Origin of the sequence: Thioalkalivibrio sp. ARh3 (assembly GCF_000377265.1) — a bacterium.
Classification (GTDB): Bacteria; Pseudomonadota; Gammaproteobacteria; order Ectothiorhodospirales; family Ectothiorhodospiraceae; genus Thioalkalivibrio; species Thioalkalivibrio thiocyanoxidans.
In genome coordinates, this window is the sequence record NZ_KB897950.1 from 223,921 (window position 1) to 247,500 (window position 23,580).

Consider the following 23,580-nt stretch of genomic DNA (forward strand, 5'->3'; position numbering starts at 1 on the left):
TCCCTTAGCCGGAGAACCCACCGACTGATGGCCCAGGATCTCGCCCGCCTGGAACAGGATCTGGCGCGCGGCGTGGCGCCGATCTACCTGCTGCTGGCCGAGGAGCCGCTGCAGGCGATCGAGGCGGCCGATGCGATCCGCGCGGCGGCCCGCGATCAGGGCTATCTGGAACGGACCGTGCTGGATATGACCGCGCAGGCCGACTGGGCGCCGTTCGAGTCCGCAATCCGTGACCGGTCCCTGTTCGCCGAGCGCAGCGTGCTGGACCTGCGCCTGGCCACCGGCAAGCCGGGCAAGGTGGGCGGCGATCACCTGAAGGCCTATGCGGCCGAGCCCCAGGACGACCTCGTGCTGCTGGTGCAGCTCCCGCGGCCGGATCGGGACATGCGCCGGGCGGCCTGGTTCAAGGCGCTGGAGAACCGCGCGGTGGTACTGCACGCGCGCCCGATCCCGCCATCCCAGCTGGGTCTGTGGGTCCGCGCCCGCCTGCAGCGCCACGGCCTGACGATCACCGACCCGGCGCTGGCGCTGCTGGTCTCGCGCATCGAGGGCAATCTGCTGGCCGCGCGCCAGGAGATCGAGAAGCTGGCCCTGGCGGGCGTGACCGAGATCGACGAGGCCGTGCTGGCGGAGGCCACCACCGACGCCGCACGCTTCGAGCTTTTTTCACTGGCGCCGACCGCACTGCGCGGCGATGCCCGCCATGCCCTGCGCATGCTGGAGGGCCTGCTGGACGAGGGGCAGCCGGAGCCCCTGATCCTCTGGGCGCTGGCGCGCGAATGCCGGTTGCTGGTACAGGCGATGGAGCGCAAGGCGGCCGGGGCATCGGATCGCGAGGCCTTTCAGGGCAGCTTCGGGGACGGCCAGAAGGCCCTGCGCCAGGCGATGTCGCGGCTGAGCCTGCCGGCGGCGCGCGGGTTGCTGGGCGAGGCCGCGCGCGTGGATCGCGTCATCAAGGGTCAGGAAAACGGCAACGCCCGGCAGGGGTTGCTAGACTTGGTGGCCCGTATGGCGGGCCGCCGGTTGTCCCGGCCATTGCCCGCACTGAACACCGAACGAGTCTGATTGCATGAACGCTGCCGTACACCCGACCGAATCCGCTGCCGCCGACGTGATCGCCCAGGTCGAGGCGCTGGGCCGTGCCGCGCGCGTGGCCTCGCGGCGCATGGCCGAGGCCGAGCCGGGCGCGAAGAACGCGGCTCTGCTCGCGATCGCCGAGGGCATCGCCGCGCGCCGTGCGGAGCTGGCGGAGGCCAACAGCCGCGATCTGGAGGCCGGTCGCGAGCGCGGCCTGGACGCCGCGATGCTGGATCGCCTGGCGCTGACCGACGCGCGCATCGACACCATGATCGAGGGCTGTCGCCAGGTGGCGGGGTTGCCCGATCCCGTGGGCACCATCACCGACATGGCCTACCAGCCGAGCGGCATCCAGGTGGGCCAGATGCGCGTGCCGCTGGGCGTGATCGGCATCATCTACGAGTCGCGCCCGAACGTGACCATCGACGCCGCCGCCCTGTGCCTGAAGTCCGGCAACGCCGCGATCCTGCGCGGCGGCTCCGAGGCCTTGCACTCCAATCAGGCCCTGGCCGCGATCATCCAGGCCGGGCTCGAGCAGGCCGGGCTGCCGCGCGAGGCGGTGCAGGTGGTGCCGACCACCGACCGCGCGGCGGTGGGGGCGCTGCTGCGCATGCCGCAGTACGTGGACGTGATCGTCCCGCGCGGCGGCAAGGGCCTGATCGAGCGGGTCAGCAACGAGTCGCAGATCCCGGTGATCAAGCACCTGGACGGCGTCTGCCATGTCTATGTGGATGGCGGGGCCGATCTCGATAAGGCGCTGGCCGTGGCGGTGAACGCCAAGACCCAGCGCTACGGCACCTGCAACACCATGGAGACCCTGCTGGTGCACGCGGACCGGGCCGAGGCCTTCCTGCCGCGCCTGGCGGCCGCCCTGGGCGAACACCAGGTGAGCCTGCGCGGCTGTGCGCGCACCCGTGCCATCCTCGCTGACCGCGGGGCGGATATCGCCGAGGCTAGCGAGGACGACTGGGTGGCCGAGTATCTGGGACCGATCCTCGCGATCCGCGTGGTCGACGACCTGGACGCGGCGATCGACCACATCAATACCTATGGCTCGCACCATACCGACAGCATCGTGACCGAGGACTACACCCGGGCCCGGCGCTTCCTGCGCGCGGTGGACTCCAGCTCGGTGATGGTGAACGCCTCCACCCGCTTCGCCGATGGCTTCGAATACGGCCTGGGCGCGGAGATCGGCATCTCCACCGACAAGCTGCACGCCCGCGGCCCGGTGGGCCTGCATGGCCTGACCACCCTCAAGTATGTGGTGTTCGGCGACGGTCATGTGCGTGGCTAGGGGGCTGCCGGGTTTGGGGCTGATCTGCTGCGCGCGATGGAATCAGCGTCTCCCTGGGGCGATGCCCGCGTGATCGGGATTCTCGGCGGCACCTTCGACCCGATCCACTTCGGCCACCTGCGCCCGGCCCTGGAGATCCAGCAGCACCTGGGCCTGGAGCGGGTGCATTTCATCCCCTGCCACGTGCCGCCGCACCGCGCGAGCCCGGGCACCGGCAGCGATGACCGTCTGGCGATGGTGGAGCGGGCGATCCGCGATGTGCCCGGCTTCGTGGCCGACCGCCGCGAGCTGGACCGCGAAGGGCCCTCCTACACGGTCGATACCCTGCTGAGCTTTCGCGAGGAACTGGGGCCGGAGGCCCCGCTGGTGCTGATCATGGGCATGGACGCCTTCGCCGGTCTGCCGTCGTGGAACCGCTGGGAACAGCTGTTCGAGCTGGCGCATATCGTGGTCTCGCACCGCCCGGGCAGTCCCGCCTCGCAGGAACTGGGCGGGTGGCTGGGCAACGCGGCCACCCATGATCCGGCCGCGTTGCGCTCCAGCCCGGCGGGCCGGGTGTACTTCCAGCCGGTGACCCAGCTCGATATCTCCGCCACGGCCATCCGCGACGAGCTGCTTGCCGGGCGCAGCCCGCGCTTCCTGCTGCCCGGGGCCGTCAACCGCTACATTCAGGACCACGGCCTGTACCGGGCCGGGGCCAACCGACATCACGGAACCTGATCGACAGATGAACAGCGAACAACTGCTTGAACTCGTGACCACCGCGCTGGAAGACATCAAGGCGCAGAACATCCGCACCCTCGATGTGCGTGGCAAGACTACACTGGCCGACTTCATGGTGATCGCCTCCGGGACCTCCGGGCGGCATGTGCAGTCGGCCGCCGAATCGGTCGCGCTCGAGGCGAAGAAGGCCGGCATCCAGCCGCTGGGGGTCGAGGGCCAGGAGAGCCAGGAGTGGGTGCTGGTGGACCTGAACGACGTGATCGTCCACGTGATGCTCCCGGAGACCCGCGACTTCTACAACCTGGAAAAGCTCTGGCTGGCCGAGGAGGCCGCGGATACCGAAAAGGCCGCCCCGGAAGACCCCAGCCTGGAGCGCGTCCGCCGCCTGCGCGGCTGACCGCCGCGCGCCGCCATGCGCCTGGACCTGATCGCGATCGGCAAGCGCATGCCCGATTGGGTGGCAGCCGGTTTCGATGAATATGCCGGTCGTCTCCCGCGCGAGTTGAACCTGAACCTGCAGGCCCTGGCCGGCCCCTCCGGGGCCAAGTCCATGGATACGGCCACGCTGCTGCGACGCGAGGGCGAGATCCTGCTGAAGGCCATCCCCGAGGGCGCCCGCGTGATCCTGCTGGACGAGCGCGGCAAGGGCGTGGACACCAAGGGCGTCGCGCGGCGCCTGGCCGACTGGCAGCAGGACGGACGCGATGTCGCGCTGGTGATCGGCGGGGCCGCGGGGCTGGATGAGGCCGTGCGCGCCCGTGCGGAATGGGCCTGGTCGCTGTCGCCGCTGACCTTCCCGCACATGCTGGTGCGGGTGCTGGTCGCCGAGCAGCTCTACCGCGCCTGGTCGCTGCTGAACAACCACCCCTATCATCGCGCGTGACGTCCGTGTCGCATCCGCTGCTGCTGGCCTCCGCCTCCCCGCGCCGCCGCGAACTGCTGGAGCAGATCCAGCTCGCCTTCGAGGTGGCCCCGATGGACGTGGACGAGACGCCGCGCCCGGGCGAGTCACCGGAGGCGCTGGTCGAGCGCCTTGCCATCGCCAAGGCGGAGGCGGCCCTCGAGCGCGGCATCCCGGGGCAGTGGGTGCTGGCGGCGGATACCGTGGTGGTCGTGGATGACGAGGCCCTGGGAAAGCCCGCGGATTTCGCCGATGCCGCGGCCATGCTGCAGCGTCTTTCCGGCGGGGAGCACCGGGTGGTGTCCGGGATGGCGCTGGGCCGGCCTGGTGAATCCATGCGGGCGCGCACCGTGACGACCCGCGTACGCATACGGCCGCTGACGTCATCCGACATCGAGCACTACTGGGCGACGGGCGAGCCGCGCGGCAAGGCCGGGGCCTATGCGATCCAGGGGCGTGGTGCCGCCTTTGTCGAATGGATCGCCGGTTCCTATACCAACGTGGTCGGGCTTCCGCTGTTCGAACTGGAGCAGTGGCTGGCGGAGATCCCCGACCCGCCGCTGCGCCGCGCCTGATACGTCCCTCTCACTCGATCCCAAGCTTCTTGAGTCGATAGCGCAGCTGGCGAAAGCTGAGCCCGAGCAGGCGTGCCGCCGCCGTGCGGTTGCCGCCGGTCTGCTGCAGCGCCGTGGCAATGGCCTGGCGTTCCTGCTCGGCCAGGCGCTGGTCCAGGGCAACGTCGTCCGCCGGGCCGGCCGGTTCCTTGCGCAGGGGCGGGGGTGGCACAAAGCCAGGGGCCTCGGCCGATGACGCGGGCTCGCCGTGTGCGGAACGGGGCAGGTCGATACTGTCGGCGTGGATCGTCGGGCCCTCGCTGAGCGTGGCGGCGCGCTCGAGGATGTTCTCTAGCTCGCGCACGTTCCCCGGGAACGGATGCCGAGCCAGGACCTCCAGGGCGTCCGGCGCCAGGTCCAGCGGTTCGGTACTCCACTGCTCGCTGATCCGGGCCAGCACGGACTGGGCCAGCGCCGGGATGTCCTCGCGTCGTTCCCGCAGGGCGGGGACCTTCAGTTCGATCACGTTCAGGCGGTAGTAGAGATCCTGACGGAAGCGCCCCTCGGCCACCGCGCGCTCCAGGTTGTGGTGCGTGGCCGACAGCAGGCGCACGTCCACCGGGATCTCGCGCGTGCCCCCCACGGGCTTGATCGCGCGCTCCTGGATTGCGCGCAGCAGCTTGACCTGCATGGGCAGTGGCAGGTCGGCGACCTCGTCGAGAAACAGCGTCCCGCCGCTGGCGGCCTGGAACAGCCCGGTGTGATCCTGCGTGGCCCCGGTGAAGGCCCCCTTGCGGTGGCCGAAGAACTCGCTCTCCATCAACTCGCCGGGGATCGCCCCGCAATTGACCGGCACGAACGGGCGATCGCTGCGCGGCCCCAGGCGATGGATCTCGCGTGCCACCAACTCCTTGCCGGAGCCGGACTCGCCACGGATGAACACCGGCGCCTGGCTGCGCGCCAGTTTCTGGATCGTCGTGCGCAGGGTCTGCATCGGTGGTGCCTGTCCGAGCAAGGGGCTGTCGGTGCGGGTGGTATCGGCCTCCAGGACCGTGCCGGCATTCAGTGTCCCGGGCAGGTCAGGAGCGGGTTCCATTCGCAGTGCGGTGTCGATCAGCTCGCGCAGCTGCTGCAGGTCCACCGGCTTGCTGACAAAGTCGAATGCGCCCAGCTTCAGGGCCTGGACGGCGGTGTCCACGCTCCCGTGGGCGGTGATCACGGCCACAGGCAGGTCCGGGCGCTGGCCCTGGATGTGGCGCACCAGATCCAGCCCGTCGCCATCCGGCAGGCGCATGTCGGTCAGGCAGAGGTCGAAATCCTGCTGGGCGAGCAGTTCGCGCGCCCCGTTCAGGCGTTCGGTTGTGGTGGCCTCGATCCCCATGCGGGAGAGGGTGATCTCGAGGAGTTCGCAGATGTCCGGTTCGTCGTCCACGACCAGGACGTGGCGAATGCTCATGCGCGTTCCCTCGCGGGCTCCGTCGACGATGCTTCCGTGCTGCCTTTGTCCGCGCCGGCCTCGGTTGGAGCGAACAGGATGCGGAAGCACCCGCCGGTGGGTGTGCTGACGTATTCCAGGGTTGCCCCGTTGTTCTCGCACAACATGCGCGAGATGTACAGGCCCAGCCCGGAGCCCCCGTTGCTGCCCGAGACGAACGGTTCGAACAGGTCGGAACGCTGGTCCGGCGGAATGCCGGGACCCGCGTCGAGCACGTCGAGGCTGACAACACGGGCGACCTGCCCGGCCCCGCCACGCAGCACGATCGGCGGTGCGCCCGGCTGGTCGTGCCCGCCGTGCACGCGGGCATTGGTGCACAGGTTCCACAGGACCTGGTTCAACTGCGACGGGTCGAACAGCACCTCGGAGTCATGCGGCTCGACCCTGGCGTGCAGCGCGACGCGAGGGATCTGCATCGCGCCGCAGAATTCGTCGACGAAGCGGTCGAGAAACTCCTGCAGGTTCAGACGCTCGCGTTGCCCGGTATCGCGCCGCGACAGGCTCAGCACGTTGGAGATCAGCTCGTTCACGCGTTTGCTCTGCTTGTTGATGATGGTCAGCAGGCGCTGGTCGGGTCGGGTCAGCTGGGGCGATTCGGCGAGCAGCTGGGCGCTGTGACTGATCGCACCCAGCGGGTTGCGGATCTCGTGCGCGATGCTCGCGGTCAGCCGACCCAGCGCCTGCAGCTTGCTGGCCTGCGCCTGGCGCTGGATCTCCGCGAGATCCTCGAGGATCAGCAGCGTCCCGCGCTCGCCCAGAGGAGTCAGGCGGACCTGCAGGGCGGGCTGGTCACGATCCCCCGGCAGCTGTTGCGTGTCCGTGCGCATCCCGGCCTTTTGCCATTGCTCGACCAGCCGGGCCAGCGAGGGCGAGATCGCGGCGAGCTGGCGGCCGGGACGGGGCGGGAGCAGGCGGCGGGCGGCCTCGTTGATCGAGCGGATCTCGCCATCCGGGTCGACCGCGATGACCCCGGCGCTCATGCGCGCGATGATCTGGGCGTTGAGCTCGGCGAGACTGGCAAGGTCCTCTTCCTGACGCTCGACCTGGGCGCGGGTCGCCCCCGCGCGGCGTGCGACGTGCCGCGCCAGCAGCCCGGCGGCAAAGAGCGTGGCACCGAGCAGCCCGGCCTGTGTCAGGCCCGAGCCATCCTGGCCCAGCAGGACAATCGCGGCTGCTTCGGCTGTGAGCAGGCCCAGGGTGGCCACGGCCGCCAGCGACAGGCTCAGGCGTCCGCCGGAGAGCAGGGTGGCGGCCACCACCGCGGGGATCAGCAACAGGCCGATGCCGGTGCCTACACCACCGGCGACCAGGACCAGCGCGACCAGGCTGATCGTGTCGCCAATCCCGCCCAGCAGCGCCAGGGTCGCCAGGCTGGTCGTGGCAGGATCGCGGGTCGGGTGCCAGGTCATCGCCGCGACAAACAGCGCAAAGACCAGATAGCCGCCGGCGACTGCCGGATACATCTCCGGGGCCGCGGCGTGCAGCCCCACCGGACCGTCGGGGATTAGTCCCAGGATCAGCAGGACGCTGGCGACAAAGACTCGATAGAGTGCGAACAGCCAGGCCGAGCGGCGCGTGTCGGCATCAAGCGCGATGGGCTCCCCCATGAATGCCGACCTCCCGGTCAGTCAGTCGGGGCCCGAGTCGGAGCCGGACCCGGTGTTCTGCCGGTTGCGGTCGACCTGGGCGTGTTGCGGGGAGCAGTACAGGCGATCGCCATCGCGGTAGGCCTCGGCCTCCGGGACGTGTACGCCACAGAAGGCACAGCGGATCACCGCACCGCCTTCCTTCAGGCGCTCGGGGCGGGCGTCGCGCGAGACGGGCTTCTTGCGTGCGCCGGTGGAGCGCACCAAGGTGCGGACCGCCAGAAAGATGGCGACGATGGCAACAATGAGCAGCAGTAGGCGCATGCTGCGATTCTAACGCATGGATGTGCGCGCCGCCCCCACGGGTCGGCAGGGGCAGTGGGTAGCGCCGTTCAGCCGGTGTTGCGCATCCCGGCGGCGATGGCGTTGATCGAGCGCAGCAGGGGCGACAGCCAGGGGTTGTCCGCGCCGTCGTCGGCCTGGGCGTCGAACTGGCGGGACTCGCGCAGCAGGTGGATCTGGATGCTGTTGAGCGGGTCCAGATACGGGTTGCGCCGTTGCAGCGAGCGCGCCAGGAGCGGTGTCTCGTTCATCAGGTTGTCCAGCCGGGCCACGCGCAGGACCTCGTTGACCGTGCGCGTGTGTTCCTCGCGCACGCGCGAGTACAGCCGCTCGGCCAGTTCCGGGTCGCTGCAAAGGCGCGCGTACTCGGCCGCGGTGCGCATGTCGGCCTTGGTCAGCGCCATCTGGCAGTTCGACAGCAGGGAGCGGAAGAACGGCCATTCCTGGTACATCCGCTGCAGCTGTTCCAGACGTTCCGGGTTGTCGCCGCGCCACTGTTGCAGGGCCGAACCGATCCCGTACCAGGCAGGCAGGGTATGGCGTGACTGCGCCCAGCCGAACACCCAGGGTATTGCGCGGATCGAGCTCTTGGAGCGATCCGTCTTGCGCCGGTGCGAGGGGCGCGAGCCGATATTCAGGAAGCCGATCTCCTGTACCGGCGTGATCTCGTAGAAGTAGTCGAGGATCCCCGGGGTGCGGTCGATCAGGTCGCGGTAGGCGTCCTCGCCGGCGCGGGCCAGCTCGTCCATGGTCGCGCGGTAGTCATCGCGGTCCTGGCGCGCCGGGCGGATCAGGCTGCGCGAGGCGAGCATCAATCCCGTCGCGCCCATCCCCAGTTCGTAGACCGCCGTCTCCACGTTGGAGTACTTGTACGACAGCACCTCGCCCTGCTCGGTGAACTTGATCCGGCCCTGCACGGTGGCCGGGGGCTGGGCGAGAATGGATTCGTGGGTCGGGCCGCCGCCGCGCCCGACGGTGCCGCCACGCCCGTGGAACAGCTGGCAGCGCACGCCGAAGCGGTCGGTGATACCGACGATCTTCTTCTGGGCCTCGTAGAGGTTCCAGGAGGAGGCGAGGATGCCGCCGTCCTTGCACGAGTCGGAGTAGCCGAGCATCACGTCCTGGATGTTGCCGGAGGCGGCCAGCAGGCGGGCATACACGGGGTTGGACAGCAGGCCTTCCAGCACGTCCTCGACATGCAGGAGGTCTTCGATGGTCTCGAACAGCGGCGAGATGCGCAGGTGACAGAACGGCTCGCCGTTCTCGTCCTCGCCGGCCAGACCCGCCAGGCGGCCCAGCAGCAGGACCTCCAGTACATGCGAGGCGGCGTGGGTCATCGAGATCACGTAGGTGCCGATGCCATTCGGGCCGATCTCGCGACGCATCGCCTGGATGACCTCGAACACGCGCAGGGTCTCCAGCGCGCTCTCGCCGAGAGCCTCGCGGTTCAGCTCGGGCAGCGACGGGGCTGCAATCAGGTCGCTCAGCACCTTCTGGCGGCCAGTCTCGTCCAGCGCGTTGTAGTCGTCTTCCGGGGCCAGTTGCTGCAGCAACTGGGTGACGGCCTCGCTGTGGACCGTGGACTCCTGGCGCACATCCAGGTGGTGCAGGTGGAAGCCGCAGGTCTCGACCAGGCGGATCAGGTCGGTCAGCGCGCCGGAGGCGATGTTGCGGTCGCCATGGCTGATCAGCGAGTCGCGGATCAGGTTCAGGTCCTGCAGGAAGGCATCGGCGTTGGCGTAGGCGCTGTTGGTCGGCAGTACGGCCGCCTCGCCCTGGATGCGGCGGCAGACCGTCCCCAGCGTCTCGCGCAGGCGATAGCGCATGATGTACAGCTTGCGCCGGTAGGGTTCGCTCTCGAAGCGGTCGGAGGCGCCATGGAAGACGGCGTTGGCGATGTTGCTGTCGGCGTCCAGGCTGTCGAGGAATGCCTGTGACGGCTGGCACATGTAGGCCGAGTGGGTCAGGACATTGCGCAGGTGGTTCACCCGCTTGATGTATTCACGCAGGACCTGCTCCATCGCCAGGCGGCAGGCCAGTTCGGTGACTTCCGGGGTGACGTTCGGGTTGCCGTCGCGGTCACTGCCGATCCAGGAACCGAAGTGCAGAAAGGCCGGGATGCGCACCGGCAGGCTGCCGTCGGGGTGCACGCCGTAGATGCGCCGGATCGCCTTCTCCAGGAAGCGGTAGGACTGCGGTATCGCCTCGAACAGGCTCTCCTCGAAATAGAACAGCCCGTACTTGATCTCGTCCTGCACCTGCGGCTTTTTCACGCGCACTTCGTTGGTGCGCCACAACAACTGGATCTGGGTCTCCAGCTCCTCGATGATGAGCCGGCGTTCGTCCTCGCCCAGCCCCGGCTGGTTGAGGCGGTCGGCTGTCTCGAACACCCGGCGCTGGTTCTCCATCGTGGTCCGGCGACGGGCCTCGGTGGGGTGCGCGGTGAACACCGGCTGGTAGTGGAGTTCCGAGAGAAGCTGCTCCAGCTCGGCGGCGGTCACGCCCTCGTCGTGCAGTTCGCGCAGCGTCTGGTCGAACGAGCCGGTCCACAGCGGTTCGCCGCTGGAGACCTGGGCGCGCCGCCAGCGGTAGAACAGGTCCTCCTCGGCGATGTTGACCAGGCTGAAGTAGATGCTGAACGCTCGGATTACGCGCTCGGTCAGGGCCGCATCGAAGTGCGTGATGTCCGCCATCAGGCGCTGGCGCAGCTCAGGGTCTTCTTCCTTGCGCAGGCTCACAAAACCACGGCGGAGTTTTTCCACCGCGTCGAACACGGTCTGGCCTTCCAGCTTGCGGATCACGTTACCCAGCAGTTCGCCGAACAGGCGCACGCGGGCGCGCAGTTCCTTGTCCTTGGGCAGGAATCGGTCGTCTTGGTCGCTCTGAGTCATAGGCCCTTCTGCAAGCACAAGGCCGGCGCTGGGCCGGCCTTAGTGGGTCTCATTGCATGCGCGAAAAGATAACGATTATAGCGCAGATCAGCCGTTCGTAGCCTGTCGCTTGCGGGGAGCCAGCTGGCGGTACAGGGCGAGGTAGCGTTCGGCGCTGGTGGCCCAGTCGAACTCCTGGCCCATGCCGGTGCGCAGGATCTGTTCCCAGCGCCCGTCGGCGCGCTGGTGGTAGAGCTCGAGCGCGCGTTCCAGGGCCCGGGTGAACGCGCTGACCGTGTCGGGCGTGAAGCTGAAGCCGGTGGCCGTACCGTCAGCCAGGTGTTCGGGGGTGGCGTCCACGACGGTATCCGCCAGCCCGCCCGTGGCATGCACCACCGGGGGGGTGCCGTAGCGCAGGCTGTACATCTGGTTCAGGCCGCAGGGTTCGAAGCGCGAGGGCATCAGAAACAGGTCGGAACCGGCCTCGATCTGGTGCGCCAGGGGCTCGTCGTAGCCGATATGTACCCCGACGCGGCCGGTGTAGGTCCGGGCCAGGGCGCCGGTCGCGTGCTCCAGGTCCTTCTGTCCGGAACCGACCAGCGCGAGCTGCACGCGTCCGGCCTCCAGCAACGGGGTGCAGGCCGCATGGATCAGGTCCACGCCCTTTTGCTCGACCATGCGCCCGACATGCCCGAGGATCGGTACGTCGGGGTCCACGTCCAGTCCCATGCGTTTTTGCAGAGCGGCCTTGTTCTCGGCCTTGCCTGACAGGTCCTCCGCCGAGTAGGTCCGGGCGATGTGCCGATCGCGGGAGGGATCCCAGGCGCGGTAGTCCACGCCGTTCAGGATGCCGTAGAGATCCTCGGCGCGGGCGCGCAGCACGCCGTCCAGCCCCATGCCCGACTCCGGTTCCTGGATCTCGCCGGCGTAGGTGGGCGAGACGGTGGTGATGGCATCGGCGAACACCAGCCCGGCCTTCATGAACGACAACTGGTCGTGAAACTCCAGGGCGTCCGGGGTCCATAAATCGGACGGCAGTCCCAGATCGTCCATCGCCTGCGCCGGGAACAGGCCCTGATAGGCGAGGTTGTGGATCGTGAAGATCGTTCGCGGGCGCGGGGCGCCGCTGCGTTCGGGGTCCAGGAATACGGGGACCAGGCCGGTCTGCCAGTCATTCAGGTGCAACAGTTCCGGTGCCCAGTCGAGCCCGGCCTCGTCGCGGGCAATGGCGGTAATCGCCCGGGCGAACCCGGCGAAACGCTGGGCGTTGTCCGGCCAGTCCATGCCATTGCTGGCGCTGTAGGGGTTGCCGGCCCGCTGGAAATACTCCGGCCAGTCGACCAGGTAGACAGGCAGTTTGGTACCGGGCAGATGGCCCTCAATCAGCTGCCAGGGCGCATCTGGGGGGCCGGGCAGGGGTTGCGCGTGGGCCAGCTGGCTGCAGGCCTCTGGATAGCCGGGCACGACCAGCCGCACGTCCTGCCGACGCCGGCGCAGGGCGACGGGCAGGCTGGCGCTGACGTCGGCGAGGCCCCCGGTCTTGGTCAGGCCGTAGGCCTCGCTGCTGGCGAAAAGGATGCGCATGATATTTCCCTGGTGGAACCGGAAGCCCCGGTTGCGTTTCCAAGAGTGTAACGCAGGCGCCCGCAGCAATATGGAACGGGGTGGCCCGCAGGGCGGGGGCATTGAACCGCCGGATCGAGCACTGCAATCTGGGAACACTATCGCGAGGAGCACACGGATGGCGTCAGGGAACCGATCGGTACGGCACGATGATCTGGCTGGACATGCGGAGCGACTGAACGAGCACCCCCTGCGAAGCCTGCTGGAACAGGACCCGGGCCGGGTGCAGCGGGATGTGCAGGCGATCGCGGGGCTGCGTCTGGACTGGACGCGCCAGCGGCTGGACGGCCCGGCCTGGCAGGCCCTGACGGCGCATGCGGAGCATTGCGGTGTGGCCGGGGCGCTGGAACGCCTGTTCGCGGGCGGGCGTGTGAATACCACCGAAGGGCGCGCGGCCCTGCATTCGGCGCTGCGCCTGCCGCCCGGGGCTCGCTGCGAGGTCGAAGGCGAGGATCTGGCCCGGCCGGTGCACGCCGAACTCGAGCGCATGGAGACCTTCGTGCGCCGGGTCCACGCGGGCGAACATACGGGCTACACCGCCCGGCCGATCCGGCGCGTGATCAATATCGGCATCGGCGGCTCCGACCTGGGGCCACGCATGGTCTGCCGTGCACTGGCCGCGCATGCCCGGCCGACCGCCGAGGGCGGTCCCCTGACCGTGCGCTTTGTCTCCAACGTGGATGGTGCCGCGCTGTCCGCCGAGCTGCGCGAGGCCGACCCCGAGACGACCCTGTTCATCGTCGCCTCCAAGACCTTCGGCACGCAGGAGACCCTGACCAATGCCCGCGCCGCGCGCGACTGGCTGCTCGGCCGTTTTCCCGAGGAGGCGGTCGCGCGCCACTTCGTCGCGGTGTCCACCGCGCGCGAGCGGGTGGTGGAGTTCGGGATCGACCCGGCCAACATGTTTGGCTTTTGGGACTGGGTTGGCGGCCGCTATTCGGTGTGGTCGGTGATCGGTCTGCCGGTAGCGCTGCTGCTGGGCATGGACGGCTTTCGCGCCTTCCTCGGCGGGGCGCATGCGATGGACGAGCACGTGCGCGGCGCGACCCTGGCCGGCAATGCCGCCGTGCGCATGGCCCTGGTCGACTACTGGAACCAGAACCTGCTGGGGGCCTGCGCCCGCGCGGTCCTGCCCTATGACGAGCGCCTGGCCCTGCTGCCCGCCTATCTGCAGCAGGCGGAGATGGAGAGTCTCGGCAAGCGGGTGCGGCTGGACGGCCGGCCGGTGGAGGAGGAGACCGGCAGTATCGTCTGGGGGGCGGTCGGCACCGATGGCCAGCACGCGTTCTTCCAGCTGCTGCATCAGGGCACGCGGGTGATCCCGGCGGAATTCATCGGCGTGGCCCGGCCGGAGCACGATCTGCCGGCCCAGCACCCGCTGCTGCTGGCGAACCTGGTGGCGCAGGCGCAGGCCCTGGCGCTGGGCAAGGACGAGGACGCGGTGCGCGCGGAGATGGCCGCGGCCGGGGTCGCCCCCGAGCAGATCGATGCCCTGGCCCCGCACCGCACCTTCCCGGGCAACCGGCCGAGCACCGTGATCCTGCTGGAGCAGCTCGACCCGGCCACGTTCGGGGCACTGATCGCGCTGTACGAGCACAAGATCTATGTGCTCGCGACGCTCTGGGGCATCAATGCCTTCGACCAGTGGGGCGTGGAGCTTGGCAAGCAGCTGGCCGGCGAGGCCCTGCAGGCCCTGCGCGGCGAGGGTGGGCAGCCGGACGCGGCCACCGCCGCGACGCTGGACTGGCTGCGCCCGCGGCTGCCGGCTGCCGACTGACCGCCCCTCTCCGGCGGCGGTACCTATACGGCCAGGGCGTCGTCCGCCTCCTCGATCTGCGGGACGTCGGTGGGCAGGGTGATGGTCTGTTCCTCGCCGTCCAGCCAGAAGCGGATCTCCGCCTCTTCGCCATCCGGGGTCTCGGAGACCGCATCCAGGAACTCGATCGGGGTCTCGGGTGTTTGCCCGTTCACCTCCAGGATCAGCGCGCCCTGCGCCAGGCCGGCGGCTGCGGCCGCGCCCTGGGCGCGGCTGACCAGCACGCCGGGTTCATCCGGCAGTTCCAGTGCCTCGCGCAGGTCGTCGCGCACCGCGATCACGGTGATACCGAGCGCGGTCACCACCTCGTCGTCACCGGGCGGGCTGTATTCGAACGGCACGTCGGCCTCGAGGACGTCGGGCGACACCGCAATCGTGGCCCCGGTGCGCACGGCCAGGGCCAGGCCGTCACTGGGGCGGGTGTCGACGTAGCGCGGCTCGTCCTCGCCCTCCACACGCAGTTCCAGCCAGCCGAGGTAGGTACCGTCGACCAGGCCGTCAACGATCACGCGTTCCAGGGTCGCATCCAGCTCTTCCAGCAGGTCGATCATCAGGTCGTGCGTCTGCGGGCGCGACAGCTGGACCTCGTGCATCGCCAGCAGGATGGACTGCGCCTGCTCGGGGCCGATCACGATCGGTACCACGTCGCCGGAGTCGGGGTCACGCAGCAGGGCGATCGGGGCGCCGGTCTGGGCGTCCATGCCGACGGTCGCCAGTTCCACTGGCAGCACGCGTTCCAGCGCCTCCGGATCGACTTCGCGGGCGAGGGCGTCACTGACGGCGAGCACCAGGGCGAGCGCCAGCGAAAGCAGCAGGAGCCGGGGCCAGGCAAACCAGCGGGGATGCGACATCGGGCGGGCCTGTGGTCAGGATGTCCCTCGATCATGGCAGTCCGTCCCGGGTGCGTCCAGAATGACCCGAAATCCGATGCAGGAGAGATGATGTCCCGCCACAAGCCCCATGCCCCGGCCGCGGAGGAGAACCGCGACCCCATCCTGTCCGTGCTGCGCGCGCGTTTTGCGGCACCCGGGCGCGTACTGGAGGTCGGGGCAGGAACGGGGCAGCACGCGGTGTATTTCGCCGGTGCCCTGCCACACCTCGACTGGCTCCCAAGCGATGTCGCGGAGAATCTTCCGGGGGTGGAGGCCTGGCGCGCGGACGCGGCGCTGCCGAATCTGCGGGCGCCAGTGGCGCTGGACGTGCTGGCCGACCCCTGGCCCGAGGGGCCGTTCGACTACGTCTACAGCGCGAATACCGTGCACATCATGCACTGGCCGGCGGTCGAGGCCTTTTTTGCCGGCGTGGGGCGGGTGCTGGCGCCGGGCGGGGTCTTCGCCCTGTACGGTCCGTTCGCGCATGACGGCGTGCACACGGCGGCGTCCAATGCCCGTTTCGACGCGATGCTGCGCCAGCAGGACCCGGGCATGGGCGTGCGCGACCGCGCCGATCTGGACGCGCTGGCCGGGCAGCATGGACTCGGTCGGGCCGAGGTGGTGGAGATGCCGGTCAACAACCAGGTGCTGATCTGGCACAAGGCCTGAAGGGTCCGTGTTTCCCTGGCGTGGTGCGTGTCAGATGTTGTGGTGCTTCAGCGGGTAGCCGCGTTCCTTGAAGTAGCGATAGCGGGCGCGGCCCGCCTCGCGTTCCGACTCCTCGCCGCCGACGATATCCGCGACGCGCTCGAAGCGCCCGCAGTACTCCGGCACCTCCGGCGCCAGGTTGATCAGCACGTCGCAGCGATCCGACGGGGCATGGGCCTCGTGCAGGGAGACCGGGACGTCCGCATCGCGCACATCGGTGCTGTGCGGCAGGAAGGCGGTGTCCTCGAAGGTCCACAGCCACTCGTCCAGCGTGCGCGTCAGCTCTGGCGAGCCGGTGTGGATGTGCACGCGATGCCCCTGGCCGCTGGCCTTTTTCGCCAGGCGGCAGGTGAAGCGCAGGCGCGCCTCCGGGGCCGGGTCCTGCAGCAGGTAGAAGCTGACGTGGGTCATCCGCGCCCGACCCGGATCAGGCCTGGTCGAGCAGGTAGCGCATCAGCATCGGTACCGGGCGGCCAGTCGCGCCCTTCTCCTTGCCGCTCTTCCAGGCCACACCGGCGATGTCGACATGCGCCCAGGTGTAGTCCTCGGTATAGCGCGACAGGAAGCAGGCGGCGGTGATGGTGCCGGCCGGACGCCCGCCGATATTGGCCATGTCGGCGAAATTGCTCTTCAGCTGTTCCTGGTACTCCGGCCACAGCGGGAGCTGCCAGCCGCGATCGCCGGTCTCCTCGCCGGCGGCCAGCAGGCCCTTCGCCAGGCGCTCGTTGTTGCCCAGGATCGCCGCCCCCTGGTGGCCCAGGGCGATGATGCAGGCCCCGGTCAGCGTGGCGATGTCGATGACCGCCTTCGGCTTGTAGCGCTCCACCCAGGTCAGCGCATCGGCCAGTACCAGGCGGCCCTCGGCGTCGGTGTTCAGGATCTCGACGGTCTGCCCGGACAGCGTGGTGACGATGTCGCCGGGGCGCGTTGCGCGGCCGTCGGGCATGTTCTCGGCACTGGTGACCACGCCGACCACGTTGACCGGCAGCCCCAGCTCGCAGCAGGCCTCGATCACCCCGAACACGCTGGCGGCGCCGCACATGTCGTACTTCATCTCGTCCATCTCGGCACCAGGCTTCAGCGAGATGCCGCCGGTGTCGAAGGTGATGCCCTTGCCGACCAGCACCACCGGGGCGTCGCCCTTCTTGCCGCCGGAGTACTCCATCGCGATCAGGCGCGGTGGGCGCTCGGAACCCTTGCCCACCGCCAGGATGGCCCCGGCGCCGAGTTTCTCCAGGTCCTTCTCGTCCAGCACCGTGGCCTTCAGCTGCTTGTACTGCTTCGCCATCTCGCGGGCGGTGTCGGCCAGGCTCTCCGGGTAGCAGACATTCGGCGGGGTGTTGCCCAGGTCCTTCGCGCGGTTCACGCCGGTGGCGATCGCCGCGGCCTCGGTGCAGGCCTTTTTCGCGGCCTCGGCGTCCTTGCGCTCCACGCACAGCTGGATCTTGTCCAGCTTCACCGGAGTCGTCTTCTCCTTGCCCTTGAACGGGGTGAAGCGGTAGGCGGCCTCCGCGATCGCCGCGACCAGGGTGTGCACCACCCAGGCGATGTCCTTGCCGCGCGGCTGGAAGTCCGCGACCGCGATCGCGGCGCTGGTGGCCGGGCGCTCGACCAGCGCGGCGGCCAGGGCCTGCGCCGCCTTGCGCGCGGCGCGGGCGTCGAAGTCCTTCTTCGCACCCAGGCCAATCAGGAGTGCGCTACCCTTGCTGCCACTGCCGGGCAGCAACAAGCGGCTGCCGGCCTCGCCATCCATCTCGCCGGCCTTCAGCAGGGCCGCGATCTCGCCGTCGCGCACGGCATTCAGGGCGCTGGCGCCCGCGGCCGGCTTGCGCTTGTGGGCGATCCCGGCGGCGCGGATGCCGGCGCGGGGTTTGTCGAGGGTCGAGGTGGTGACGGAGAATTGCATCAAATGCCTCCCGAAAATGAGTCCGAGCATGTTACCAGCGCCGAGCGGCGCCCGACCACGCGTCGCGTCCGACGCGGGGTGACGGGCGCATGATCCTGCGTCGCGCCGAGCGCTTCATCGCCCGCGAGCTGTGGCTGACCCAGGCCGCGGTGAGCGTGGTCCTGCTGCTGGTCATTATCGGCGGTGTGCTGGCGCGGGTACTGCGCGACGTCGCCGAGGGCAGCCTGCCGGTCGATTTCCTCCCCGGGATGGTCGCGTTCGGGGCGTTCAAGGGTATCGTCTTTCTCTGGCCGGTCGCATTGTTTCTGGCGTTCATGCTGGTGTTCGGGCGCATGCAGCGCGACAGCGAGATGACCGCGCTGCAGGCCAGCGGGATGTCGTTCGCGGCCCTCTACCGTGCGCTGTTCTGGGTGGCGGCCCCGGCCGCGATCCTGTTGCTGGTGCTGATGACCATGGTCGTGCCCCGCACCGAGGCGCAGATCGACCAGCTGCGCGACCTGGCCGAGCAGCGCTCCGACCTGGTGGGGATTGCCCCGGGCCGGTTCCTGCGTTCGCGGGTGGGCGATCAGGTCTTCTTTGCCGAGCGCATGAGCGAGGACCGCGAGGCCTTGCTGGAGGTCTTCATCTATCGCGAGGTGGATGGCGAGTCGCAGATCACCGTGGCCGAGCGCGCGGTGCCCGATCCCGACGCCGAGGGCAGCGGCTTCCTGCTGCTGGAGAACGGCTACCGGTATGTAGGCGAGCCCGGTACCGCGAGCTTCCGCATGCTGGAGTTCGAGCGTCTGCGCACCCAGATCACCGAGCCGGATCCAACCACGCGGCGCGCCAGCCTGGATGCGTTGCCGACCGCCGCGTTGTGGGCGCAGCGCGACGACCCCGAAGCCCGCGCCGAGCTGGAATGGCGTCTGGCGATGCCGCTGTCGATCCTGGTGCTGGCATTGCTCGCGCTGCCGCTGGCACAGGTGCCGCCCCGCACGGGGCGCTATGCGCGCATCCCCGCCGCGATCGGCGTGTACGTGCTGTACGCGAACTTCCTGATCCTCGGGCAGGGGCAGCTGGCCGACGGCCGCACACCGCTGGCCTTGGGGCTGTGGTGGACCCACGGCCTGATGCTGCTGTTGTGGGTGGGCCTGGCCTGGCACAAGGGCCTGCTGCGACTGCGACCGGCCACGCCCCGGCTGCGGGATGCCGGAGGGACCTCATGACCACGGTGCTGGGGCGCTATGTGATCCGCCAGGTGCTGATCGGCACCTCGCTGGCCGTCGTGCTGCTGGTTGCGCTGGATGCGGTGTTCGCGATGATCGACGAGCTGCGCGACACCGGCACCGGCGACTATGGGGTGGCCGAGGCGATGCTCTACGTGGCCCTGACTCTGCCGCGGCGGATGTACGAAATGCTGCCCCCGGCCGCACTGGTCGGCGGGCTCTTGTGGCTCGGCAACCTGGCCGCGAACAGCGAACTGACGGCGATGCGGGCCGCGGGCATGACCCTGGGCCGGTTCATCGCCTGGGTGCTGCAGGCCGGGTTGGTTGTGGTGATGGTAATGCTCGTTATCGGCGAGTTCTTTGCCCCGGCCTCCGAGACGCATGCCCAGGCACTGAAGGCCTCGGCCTTCGACGAGGAGATCAGTGTGGGCTCCATGGGGCTTTGGGCGCGTGATGGTCAGCGGATGATCCATGCCGAATCGGTGCTGGCCGGGAATCAGCTGATGGGTGTGCGCATCATCGAGTTCACCGGTGATCGCGAGCCGAGCCAGATTACCCGCGCGGCGCGGGCGCAGTACGGCGACGGCGACTGGCGTCTGGAGGACGTGGAGCGTTCGCGCCTGTCGCATGAGCGCGTGGTCACCGAGCACCGGGCGGAGGAGACGATCGATCGGCTGATCGCGCCCGAGTATTTCGATGTACTGGTGGTCGAGCCGAGCCAGATGGCCGCGCTCGATCTGTCCCGCTATATCGACTATTTGCGCGAGAACCGGCTGGACGCGGCCCCGTACGAGGTCGCGTTCTGGCAGCGCTTCACCCTTCCGGCCAGCACCTTCGTGATGCTGCTGCTGGCGATCCCGTTCCTGTTCGGCTCGCAGCGCGAGGGCGGTGCTGGCCAGCGCCTGTTCATCGGGATCGCGATCGGGGTTTCGTTCGTGATCGTGATGCGGGCCATCACCCACCTCGGGCTGGTGTACAACCTGCCACCGCTGCTGGCTGCCAGTCTGCCGGTGCTGCTGTTCCTGGTGATTGCCCTTCTCGCCCTGCGGCGTACGGCGGCACGGGCATGATGGCCTGGTCGCGGCGGCTGTTTCTCGCAGGCGGGATGGCCGGGCTGCTGGCCCTGCTCGCCGGCTGTGGCGGCAGCGGACCCGGTGACCTGGATCCGCTGCCGCGCGCGGCCACCGTGCTGGCGTTCGGGGACAGCGTGACCCACGGGACCGGCGCCTCGCGCGGCGAGGATTTTCCGGCGCGGCTGGCCGAGATCACCGGCTGGCAGGTGGTGAACGACGGGGTACCGGGCGACCGGGCGGACAGCGCGCGCGACCGGCTGGGCCCGAGCCTGCGCGAGCACGAGCCCGATCTGGTGATCATCGGCCTTGGCGGCAATGACTTCCTGCGCCAGCGGGCCGCGTCGGCGGTCAAGGAGGACCTGCGGGCCCTGATCCACGAGGTGCGCAACCATGGTGCCCAGCCGCTGCTGATCGGCGTGCCCTCGGCCTCGGCCTTTGCGGCGGCGACGGGACGCCTGCGCGACGACGGCATCTATGGGGAGCTGGCGCGCGAGGAAGATGTCCCGCTGATCGGCGGGGTGCTGTCGGGGGTGCTCTCGAACGGCGACTTGCGCGCGGACCGCATCCACCCCAATGCGGCGGGCTATCAGCAAATGGCGGAACAAATCGCCGACGGGCTGGAGGATCTTGGCCTGTGGCTTGCCCCCTGATGGAAAGGACCCTGCGGGCTCCGTGGCCGCCGGCGGCCACGGTTCAGTCCGTCTTGTCCTTTTTCCAGCGTGGCTTGGCGAGGCCCGGGATGCGCACCAGCTCGGTACCGGACAGCCAGTCGTGCAGCATCCAGCGCCGCGGATGGAACTGCGACAGCCCCAGCGCGAAGATCGCCGCGGCGGTGACCGCCACGGTCGCCACGGCGCCGTGCTGGCGTACCGCCCAGATCGCCATCAGTATCACTAGCCACTGGGCGGCTGCCACCAGATAGCGCAGCGTGGCCTGCCAGGCGGTGACCGGCTGACCATGCTCGGTGCGCAGCTGGATGTTCCAGGTCTGCATGCCCAGCGTCTGCCCGGTGCGTGTCCAGAACCAGAAAAAGAACGCCCAGCCCACGAACAGGTTGGCGATGAAATGCACACGGGTGGAGTACCAGCCGGTCAGGTTGCCCAGTGCCACCACGATCATGCCCAGCACCATCCAGATCGCGACCAGCAACAGGGCGTCGTAGATGATTGCGCCGAAGCGGCGCAGCAGGCCGGCGGGCAGGCCTTCGATATTCTTGGGGTCTTGGCTCATGGGCAGGGTCGGGTTCGGGGCACGAGTTGGTGAAATGGGCAAGGAGCGCGTAGTCTTCCTGTATGGAGCGACGGTTTCAACGTATCCCCCTGGAGTTTCCGGCCACCCTGATCCATGCGAACGGGGAGTGTCCCGTGCGCGTCGAGGATATCTCGCTGCGCGGTGTCCTGGTCGAGGGGTCGCAGATCCCCGTACTGGAGTCGGGTGCGGAGGTTACGCTGGACATCCCATTGTCCGACGAGGCGCGCATCGCGTTCGAGGGCCGCGCGCGCTGGCAGGAGGGCCTGTGGCTGGGGCTCGAGATCGAGGCGATGCCGCTGGAATCGGCGACGCACCTGCGCCGGCTGGTCGAGCTCAATCTGGGCGACGAGGCCCTGCTGGAGCGCGAGTTTGCCGCCATGGCCGAGTCCATCCCGACCCGCGAGTAGGTCCGCCCTCCAGGTGGAGCCTCCGGTCCGCATCCATCGAGGATGCGGCGATCAGAAGACCTCCCGGAACGGGAGCACCTCCACCCATTCGCCCACGCGCGCCCCGTCGGACTCGCGCGGAAGCACGATGTAGGCATTGGCCTCGCTCATCGCGCGCAGCTGGTGCGAGCTCTGGCCGCCGGCCGAACGTACGACCCATCCACGCTCATCGGTGGCGAGCACGGCCCGCTGAAAGTCCTTGCGCCCGGGGGTCTTGCGCAGGTCCTCCACCAGGCGCGCGCTGATGGTGTGCGGCGGCGTGGTGTCGCGTCCGGCCAGGGCCTGCAGGGCAGGGCGTACCAGCAGCGCGAAGGTCGTCATTACCGCCACCGGGTTGCCGGGCAGGCCCAGGAAGTGGGCGTTGCCGAAACGCCCGAAGGCCAGCGGGCGGCCGGGCTTGATCGCGATCTTCCAGAAGCCGACCTGCCCCGAGGCCTGGAGCACGCGGGTCACGTGGTCGGCGTCGCCGACCGAGACCCCACCGGTGGTAATGATCAGGTCCGCCTCCTGTCCGGCGCGCTCCAGCGCCTCGCGCACCGCCGCCTCGGTATCGCGGATCACGCCGTAGTCCAGCGCCTCGACCGGGTAGGACGCCAGCAGCGCGCGCAGGGTGTGGCGATTGGAGTCGTGGATCTGGCCCGGGCCCAGCGGCTCGCCCAGCGGCACCAGCTCGTCGCCGGTGGAGAAGAACGCGACGCGCGGCTTGCGCAGCACGCGCAGTTCCGCGATCCCCTGGCTGGCCAGTACGCCGATCTCGGCGGCGCCAATGACCTGCCCCTGGTCGAACAGAGCGGTACCGCTGGCGGTGTCGCTGCCCGGGCCGCGGATGTTGTGCCCGGGCGCCAGGCCGCCGTTGTGCAGGCGGATCCCGGTCTCGCCGACGCGCTCGATCTGCTCCTGCATGATCACGACGTCGGCCCCCTCCGGGACCACGGCCCCGGTCAGGATGCGCACGCACTGGCCCGGTGCCACCGTGCCGTCCCAGGGGTGCCCGGCGGCCGAGGTCCCGGCCAGCATCAGCTCGCGGCCCTCGACGGTGTCGTCTGCACGCAGGGCATAGCCATCCATGGCGGAGACCGCGGCTGGCGGGACGTCGATGCGGGCGGCGATCGGCTCGGCCAGGGTGCGTCCGAGGGCCGATGCCAGCGGCACCGTCTCGGATTCGGCCAGCGCATCGCAGGCCTGCAGGATGGCGGCGCGCGCCTGCTCCAGGGTCAGGGCGTTGGGGTCGAACTCGTCGCAGCTGGGCACGGACATGGCGCTCGGCGTCTCCGGATCAGGGGTGCAGGTTGAAGTAGTCGATGATGAAGCGGGCGACCGCATCGGGGTCGTTGATCGGCAGCAGGGGGCCGTCGAAGTCCAGTTCGGTGGCATCGGTCGCGACCGCGATCACGCCGGGGACCTCCGGGTAGAGCGGGGGCTTGCCGACAGAGGGACGGTGGACCTCGATCTTCGGCAGGTCGGCCTGCTTGAAGCCCTCGACCAGGATCAGGTCCGTGCGCTCCGGGTCCAGGCGCGAGCAGAGCATGTCCAGGTCCGGCACGCGGCCATCGTCGGTCTCCGGGGTCTCCACCATCAGCGCATAGCGTCGGCAGGAGGCGACCAGCATCTGGTCCGCGCCGGCGTGGCGCAGCTCGTAGCTGTCCTTGCCGGGGGTGTCCACATCGAAGGCGTGATGGGCATGCTTGATCACGGCCGGGCGCTGGCCGCGGGCGCGCAGGGCGGGTATCACGGCCTTGAGCAGGGTGGTCTTGCCACTGCCGCTCCAGGCGGCAAAGCCGATGCGCGGGAGGCTGGTCGGGTGCTGGATCATGGCGGTATGCTTGCGTTTCCTT

The 23,580-nt window shown here is 69.3% G+C and carries 23 protein-coding genes; 12 read left to right on the top strand and 11 right to left on the bottom strand.

Annotated features, from left to right (window positions below; translation table 11 throughout):
* Positions 1 to 27: 27 nt before the first annotated feature.
* The 6 genes from holA (at position 28) to C995_RS0109705 (ending at position 4,573) form a co-directional block, all read left to right on the top strand.
* Positions 28 to 1,065, top strand: a complete 1,038-nt coding sequence (holA, locus tag C995_RS0109680) for a DNA polymerase III subunit delta (RefSeq protein ID WP_018864746.1) — start codon at positions 28 to 30, stop codon at positions 1,063 to 1,065.
* 4 nt (positions 1,066 to 1,069) lie between these two features.
* A complete protein-coding gene (locus tag C995_RS0109685) occupies positions 1,070 to 2,374 on the top strand; it encodes a glutamate-5-semialdehyde dehydrogenase (RefSeq protein ID WP_018864747.1) in 1,305 nt (434 codons plus the stop codon).
* A 69-nt stretch (positions 2,375 to 2,443) separates the two neighbouring features.
* Positions 2,444 to 3,094, top strand: coding sequence for a nicotinate-nucleotide adenylyltransferase (gene nadD / locus C995_RS0109690; RefSeq protein ID WP_018864748.1), 651 nt, complete (start codon positions 2,444 to 2,446; stop codon positions 3,092 to 3,094).
* Between the two features lie 7 nt (positions 3,095 to 3,101).
* Positions 3,102 to 3,494 carry a ribosome silencing factor gene (gene rsfS / locus C995_RS0109695; protein WP_018864749.1) on the top strand — a complete coding sequence of 131 codons (393 nt, stop codon included), beginning with the start codon at positions 3,102 to 3,104 and terminating at the stop codon, positions 3,492 to 3,494.
* A gap of 15 nt (positions 3,495 to 3,509) precedes the next feature.
* Positions 3,510 to 3,980, top strand: coding sequence for a 23S rRNA (pseudouridine(1915)-N(3))-methyltransferase RlmH (gene rlmH, locus C995_RS0109700; RefSeq protein WP_018174539.1), 471 nt, complete (start codon positions 3,510 to 3,512; stop codon positions 3,978 to 3,980).
* The gene (locus C995_RS0109705) at positions 3,977 to 4,573 is read left to right on the top strand and encodes a nucleoside triphosphate pyrophosphatase (protein WP_018864750.1); all 597 of its coding nucleotides are present in this window, start codon (positions 3,977 to 3,979) and stop codon (positions 4,571 to 4,573) included. The genes rlmH and C995_RS0109705 overlap by 4 nt, the downstream gene beginning before the upstream one ends.
* A 10-nt stretch (positions 4,574 to 4,583) precedes the next feature.
* On the opposite strand, the gene C995_RS0109710 is transcribed toward C995_RS0109705, so the two are convergent.
* From C995_RS0109710 to glgA, 5 genes are all read right to left on the bottom strand, one after another.
* Positions 4,584 to 6,008, bottom strand: a complete 1,425-nt coding sequence (locus C995_RS0109710) for a sigma-54 dependent transcriptional regulator (protein WP_018864751.1) — start codon at positions 6,006 to 6,008, stop codon at positions 4,584 to 4,586.
* Positions 6,005 to 7,654, bottom strand: a complete 1,650-nt coding sequence (locus tag C995_RS0109715) for a PAS domain-containing sensor histidine kinase (RefSeq protein ID WP_018864752.1) — start codon at positions 7,652 to 7,654, stop codon at positions 6,005 to 6,007. The genes C995_RS0109710 and C995_RS0109715 overlap by 4 nt, the downstream gene beginning before the upstream one ends.
* Positions 7,655 to 7,675: 21 nt before the next feature.
* Positions 7,676 to 7,957, bottom strand: a complete 282-nt coding sequence (locus C995_RS0109720; RefSeq protein ID WP_018864753.1) for a PP0621 family protein — start codon at positions 7,955 to 7,957, stop codon at positions 7,676 to 7,678.
* Between the two features lie 68 nt (positions 7,958 to 8,025).
* Positions 8,026 to 10,866 (bottom strand): phosphoenolpyruvate carboxylase, encoded by a 2,841-nt coding sequence (gene ppc, locus C995_RS0109725; RefSeq protein WP_018864754.1) that lies wholly within the window; start codon positions 10,864 to 10,866, stop codon positions 8,026 to 8,028.
* A gap of 87 nt (positions 10,867 to 10,953) precedes the next feature.
* Positions 10,954 to 12,429, bottom strand: coding sequence for a glycogen synthase GlgA (gene glgA, locus C995_RS0109730; protein WP_018864755.1), 1,476 nt, complete (start codon positions 12,427 to 12,429; stop codon positions 10,954 to 10,956).
* Positions 12,430 to 12,586: 157 nt separating this feature from the next.
* On the opposite strand from glgA, the gene pgi reads away from it, so the two are divergent.
* Positions 12,587 to 14,245: a glucose-6-phosphate isomerase gene (pgi, locus tag C995_RS0109735; protein WP_018864756.1), complete on the top strand. Its 1,659-nt coding sequence runs from the start codon at positions 12,587 to 12,589 to the stop codon at positions 14,243 to 14,245.
* Positions 14,246 to 14,268: 23 nt separating this feature from the next.
* Here the strand turns inward: pgi and C995_RS0109740 are convergent, their stop codons facing one another.
* Positions 14,269 to 15,135, bottom strand: a complete 867-nt coding sequence (locus tag C995_RS0109740; RefSeq protein ID WP_018864757.1) for a bifunctional nuclease domain-containing protein — start codon at positions 15,133 to 15,135, stop codon at positions 14,269 to 14,271.
* A 90-nt stretch (positions 15,136 to 15,225) separates the two neighbouring features.
* Here C995_RS0109740 and C995_RS0109745 point away from each other — a divergent pair, with 90 nt between their 5' ends.
* On the top strand, positions 15,226 to 15,825 hold the full coding sequence (locus C995_RS0109745; RefSeq protein ID WP_019624768.1) for a DUF938 domain-containing protein: 600 nt from the start codon (positions 15,226 to 15,228) through the stop codon (positions 15,823 to 15,825).
* A gap of 30 nt (positions 15,826 to 15,855) precedes the next feature.
* Here the strand turns inward: C995_RS0109745 and C995_RS0109750 are convergent, their stop codons facing one another.
* On the bottom strand, positions 15,856 to 16,275 hold the full coding sequence (locus tag C995_RS0109750) for a DNA polymerase III subunit chi (protein WP_018864759.1): 420 nt from the start codon (positions 16,273 to 16,275) through the stop codon (positions 15,856 to 15,858).
* Positions 16,276 to 16,291: 16 nt separating this feature from the next.
* A complete protein-coding gene (locus tag C995_RS0109755; RefSeq protein WP_018864760.1) occupies positions 16,292 to 17,770 on the bottom strand; it encodes a leucyl aminopeptidase in 1,479 nt (492 codons plus the stop codon).
* Positions 17,771 to 17,859: 89 nt separating this feature from the next.
* Between C995_RS0109755 and lptF the strand changes: the two genes are divergently transcribed.
* The 3 genes from lptF to C995_RS0109770 are packed head-to-tail and all read left to right on the top strand — an operon-like array spanning position 17,860 to position 20,698.
* Entirely contained in the window at positions 17,860 to 18,975 is a 1,116-nt protein-coding gene (lptF, locus tag C995_RS0109760) for an LPS export ABC transporter permease LptF (RefSeq protein WP_018864761.1), read from the top strand.
* Complete coding sequence (lptG, locus tag C995_RS0109765; RefSeq protein WP_018864762.1) at positions 18,972 to 20,045, top strand: LPS export ABC transporter permease LptG; 1,074 nt, start codon at positions 18,972 to 18,974, stop codon at positions 20,043 to 20,045. The genes lptF and lptG overlap by 4 nt, the downstream gene beginning before the upstream one ends.
* The gene (locus C995_RS0109770) at positions 20,042 to 20,698 is read left to right on the top strand and encodes a GDSL-type esterase/lipase family protein (protein ID WP_018864763.1); all 657 of its coding nucleotides are present in this window, start codon (positions 20,042 to 20,044) and stop codon (positions 20,696 to 20,698) included. Before lptG ends, C995_RS0109770 begins: the two co-directional genes overlap by 4 nt.
* Before the next feature lie 43 nt (positions 20,699 to 20,741).
* On the opposite strand, the gene C995_RS0109775 is transcribed toward C995_RS0109770, so the two are convergent.
* Positions 20,742 to 21,278, bottom strand: coding sequence for an RDD family protein (locus C995_RS0109775; RefSeq protein WP_018864764.1), 537 nt, complete (start codon positions 21,276 to 21,278; stop codon positions 20,742 to 20,744).
* A gap of 62 nt (positions 21,279 to 21,340) precedes the next feature.
* Here C995_RS0109775 and C995_RS0109780 point away from each other — a divergent pair, with 62 nt between their 5' ends.
* A complete protein-coding gene (locus C995_RS0109780) occupies positions 21,341 to 21,706 on the top strand; it encodes a PilZ domain-containing protein (RefSeq protein WP_018864765.1) in 366 nt (121 codons plus the stop codon).
* A gap of 51 nt (positions 21,707 to 21,757) precedes the next feature.
* Here the strand turns inward: C995_RS0109780 and glp are convergent, their stop codons facing one another.
* Positions 21,758 to 23,002 (bottom strand): gephyrin-like molybdotransferase Glp, encoded by a 1,245-nt coding sequence (gene glp, locus C995_RS0109785; protein ID WP_018864766.1) that lies wholly within the window; start codon positions 23,000 to 23,002, stop codon positions 21,758 to 21,760.
* A 19-nt stretch (positions 23,003 to 23,021) separates the two neighbouring features.
* Entirely contained in the window at positions 23,022 to 23,558 is a 537-nt protein-coding gene (gene mobB / locus C995_RS0109790) for a molybdopterin-guanine dinucleotide biosynthesis protein B (protein ID WP_018864767.1), read from the bottom strand.
* Positions 23,559 to 23,580 lie beyond the last annotated feature (22 nt).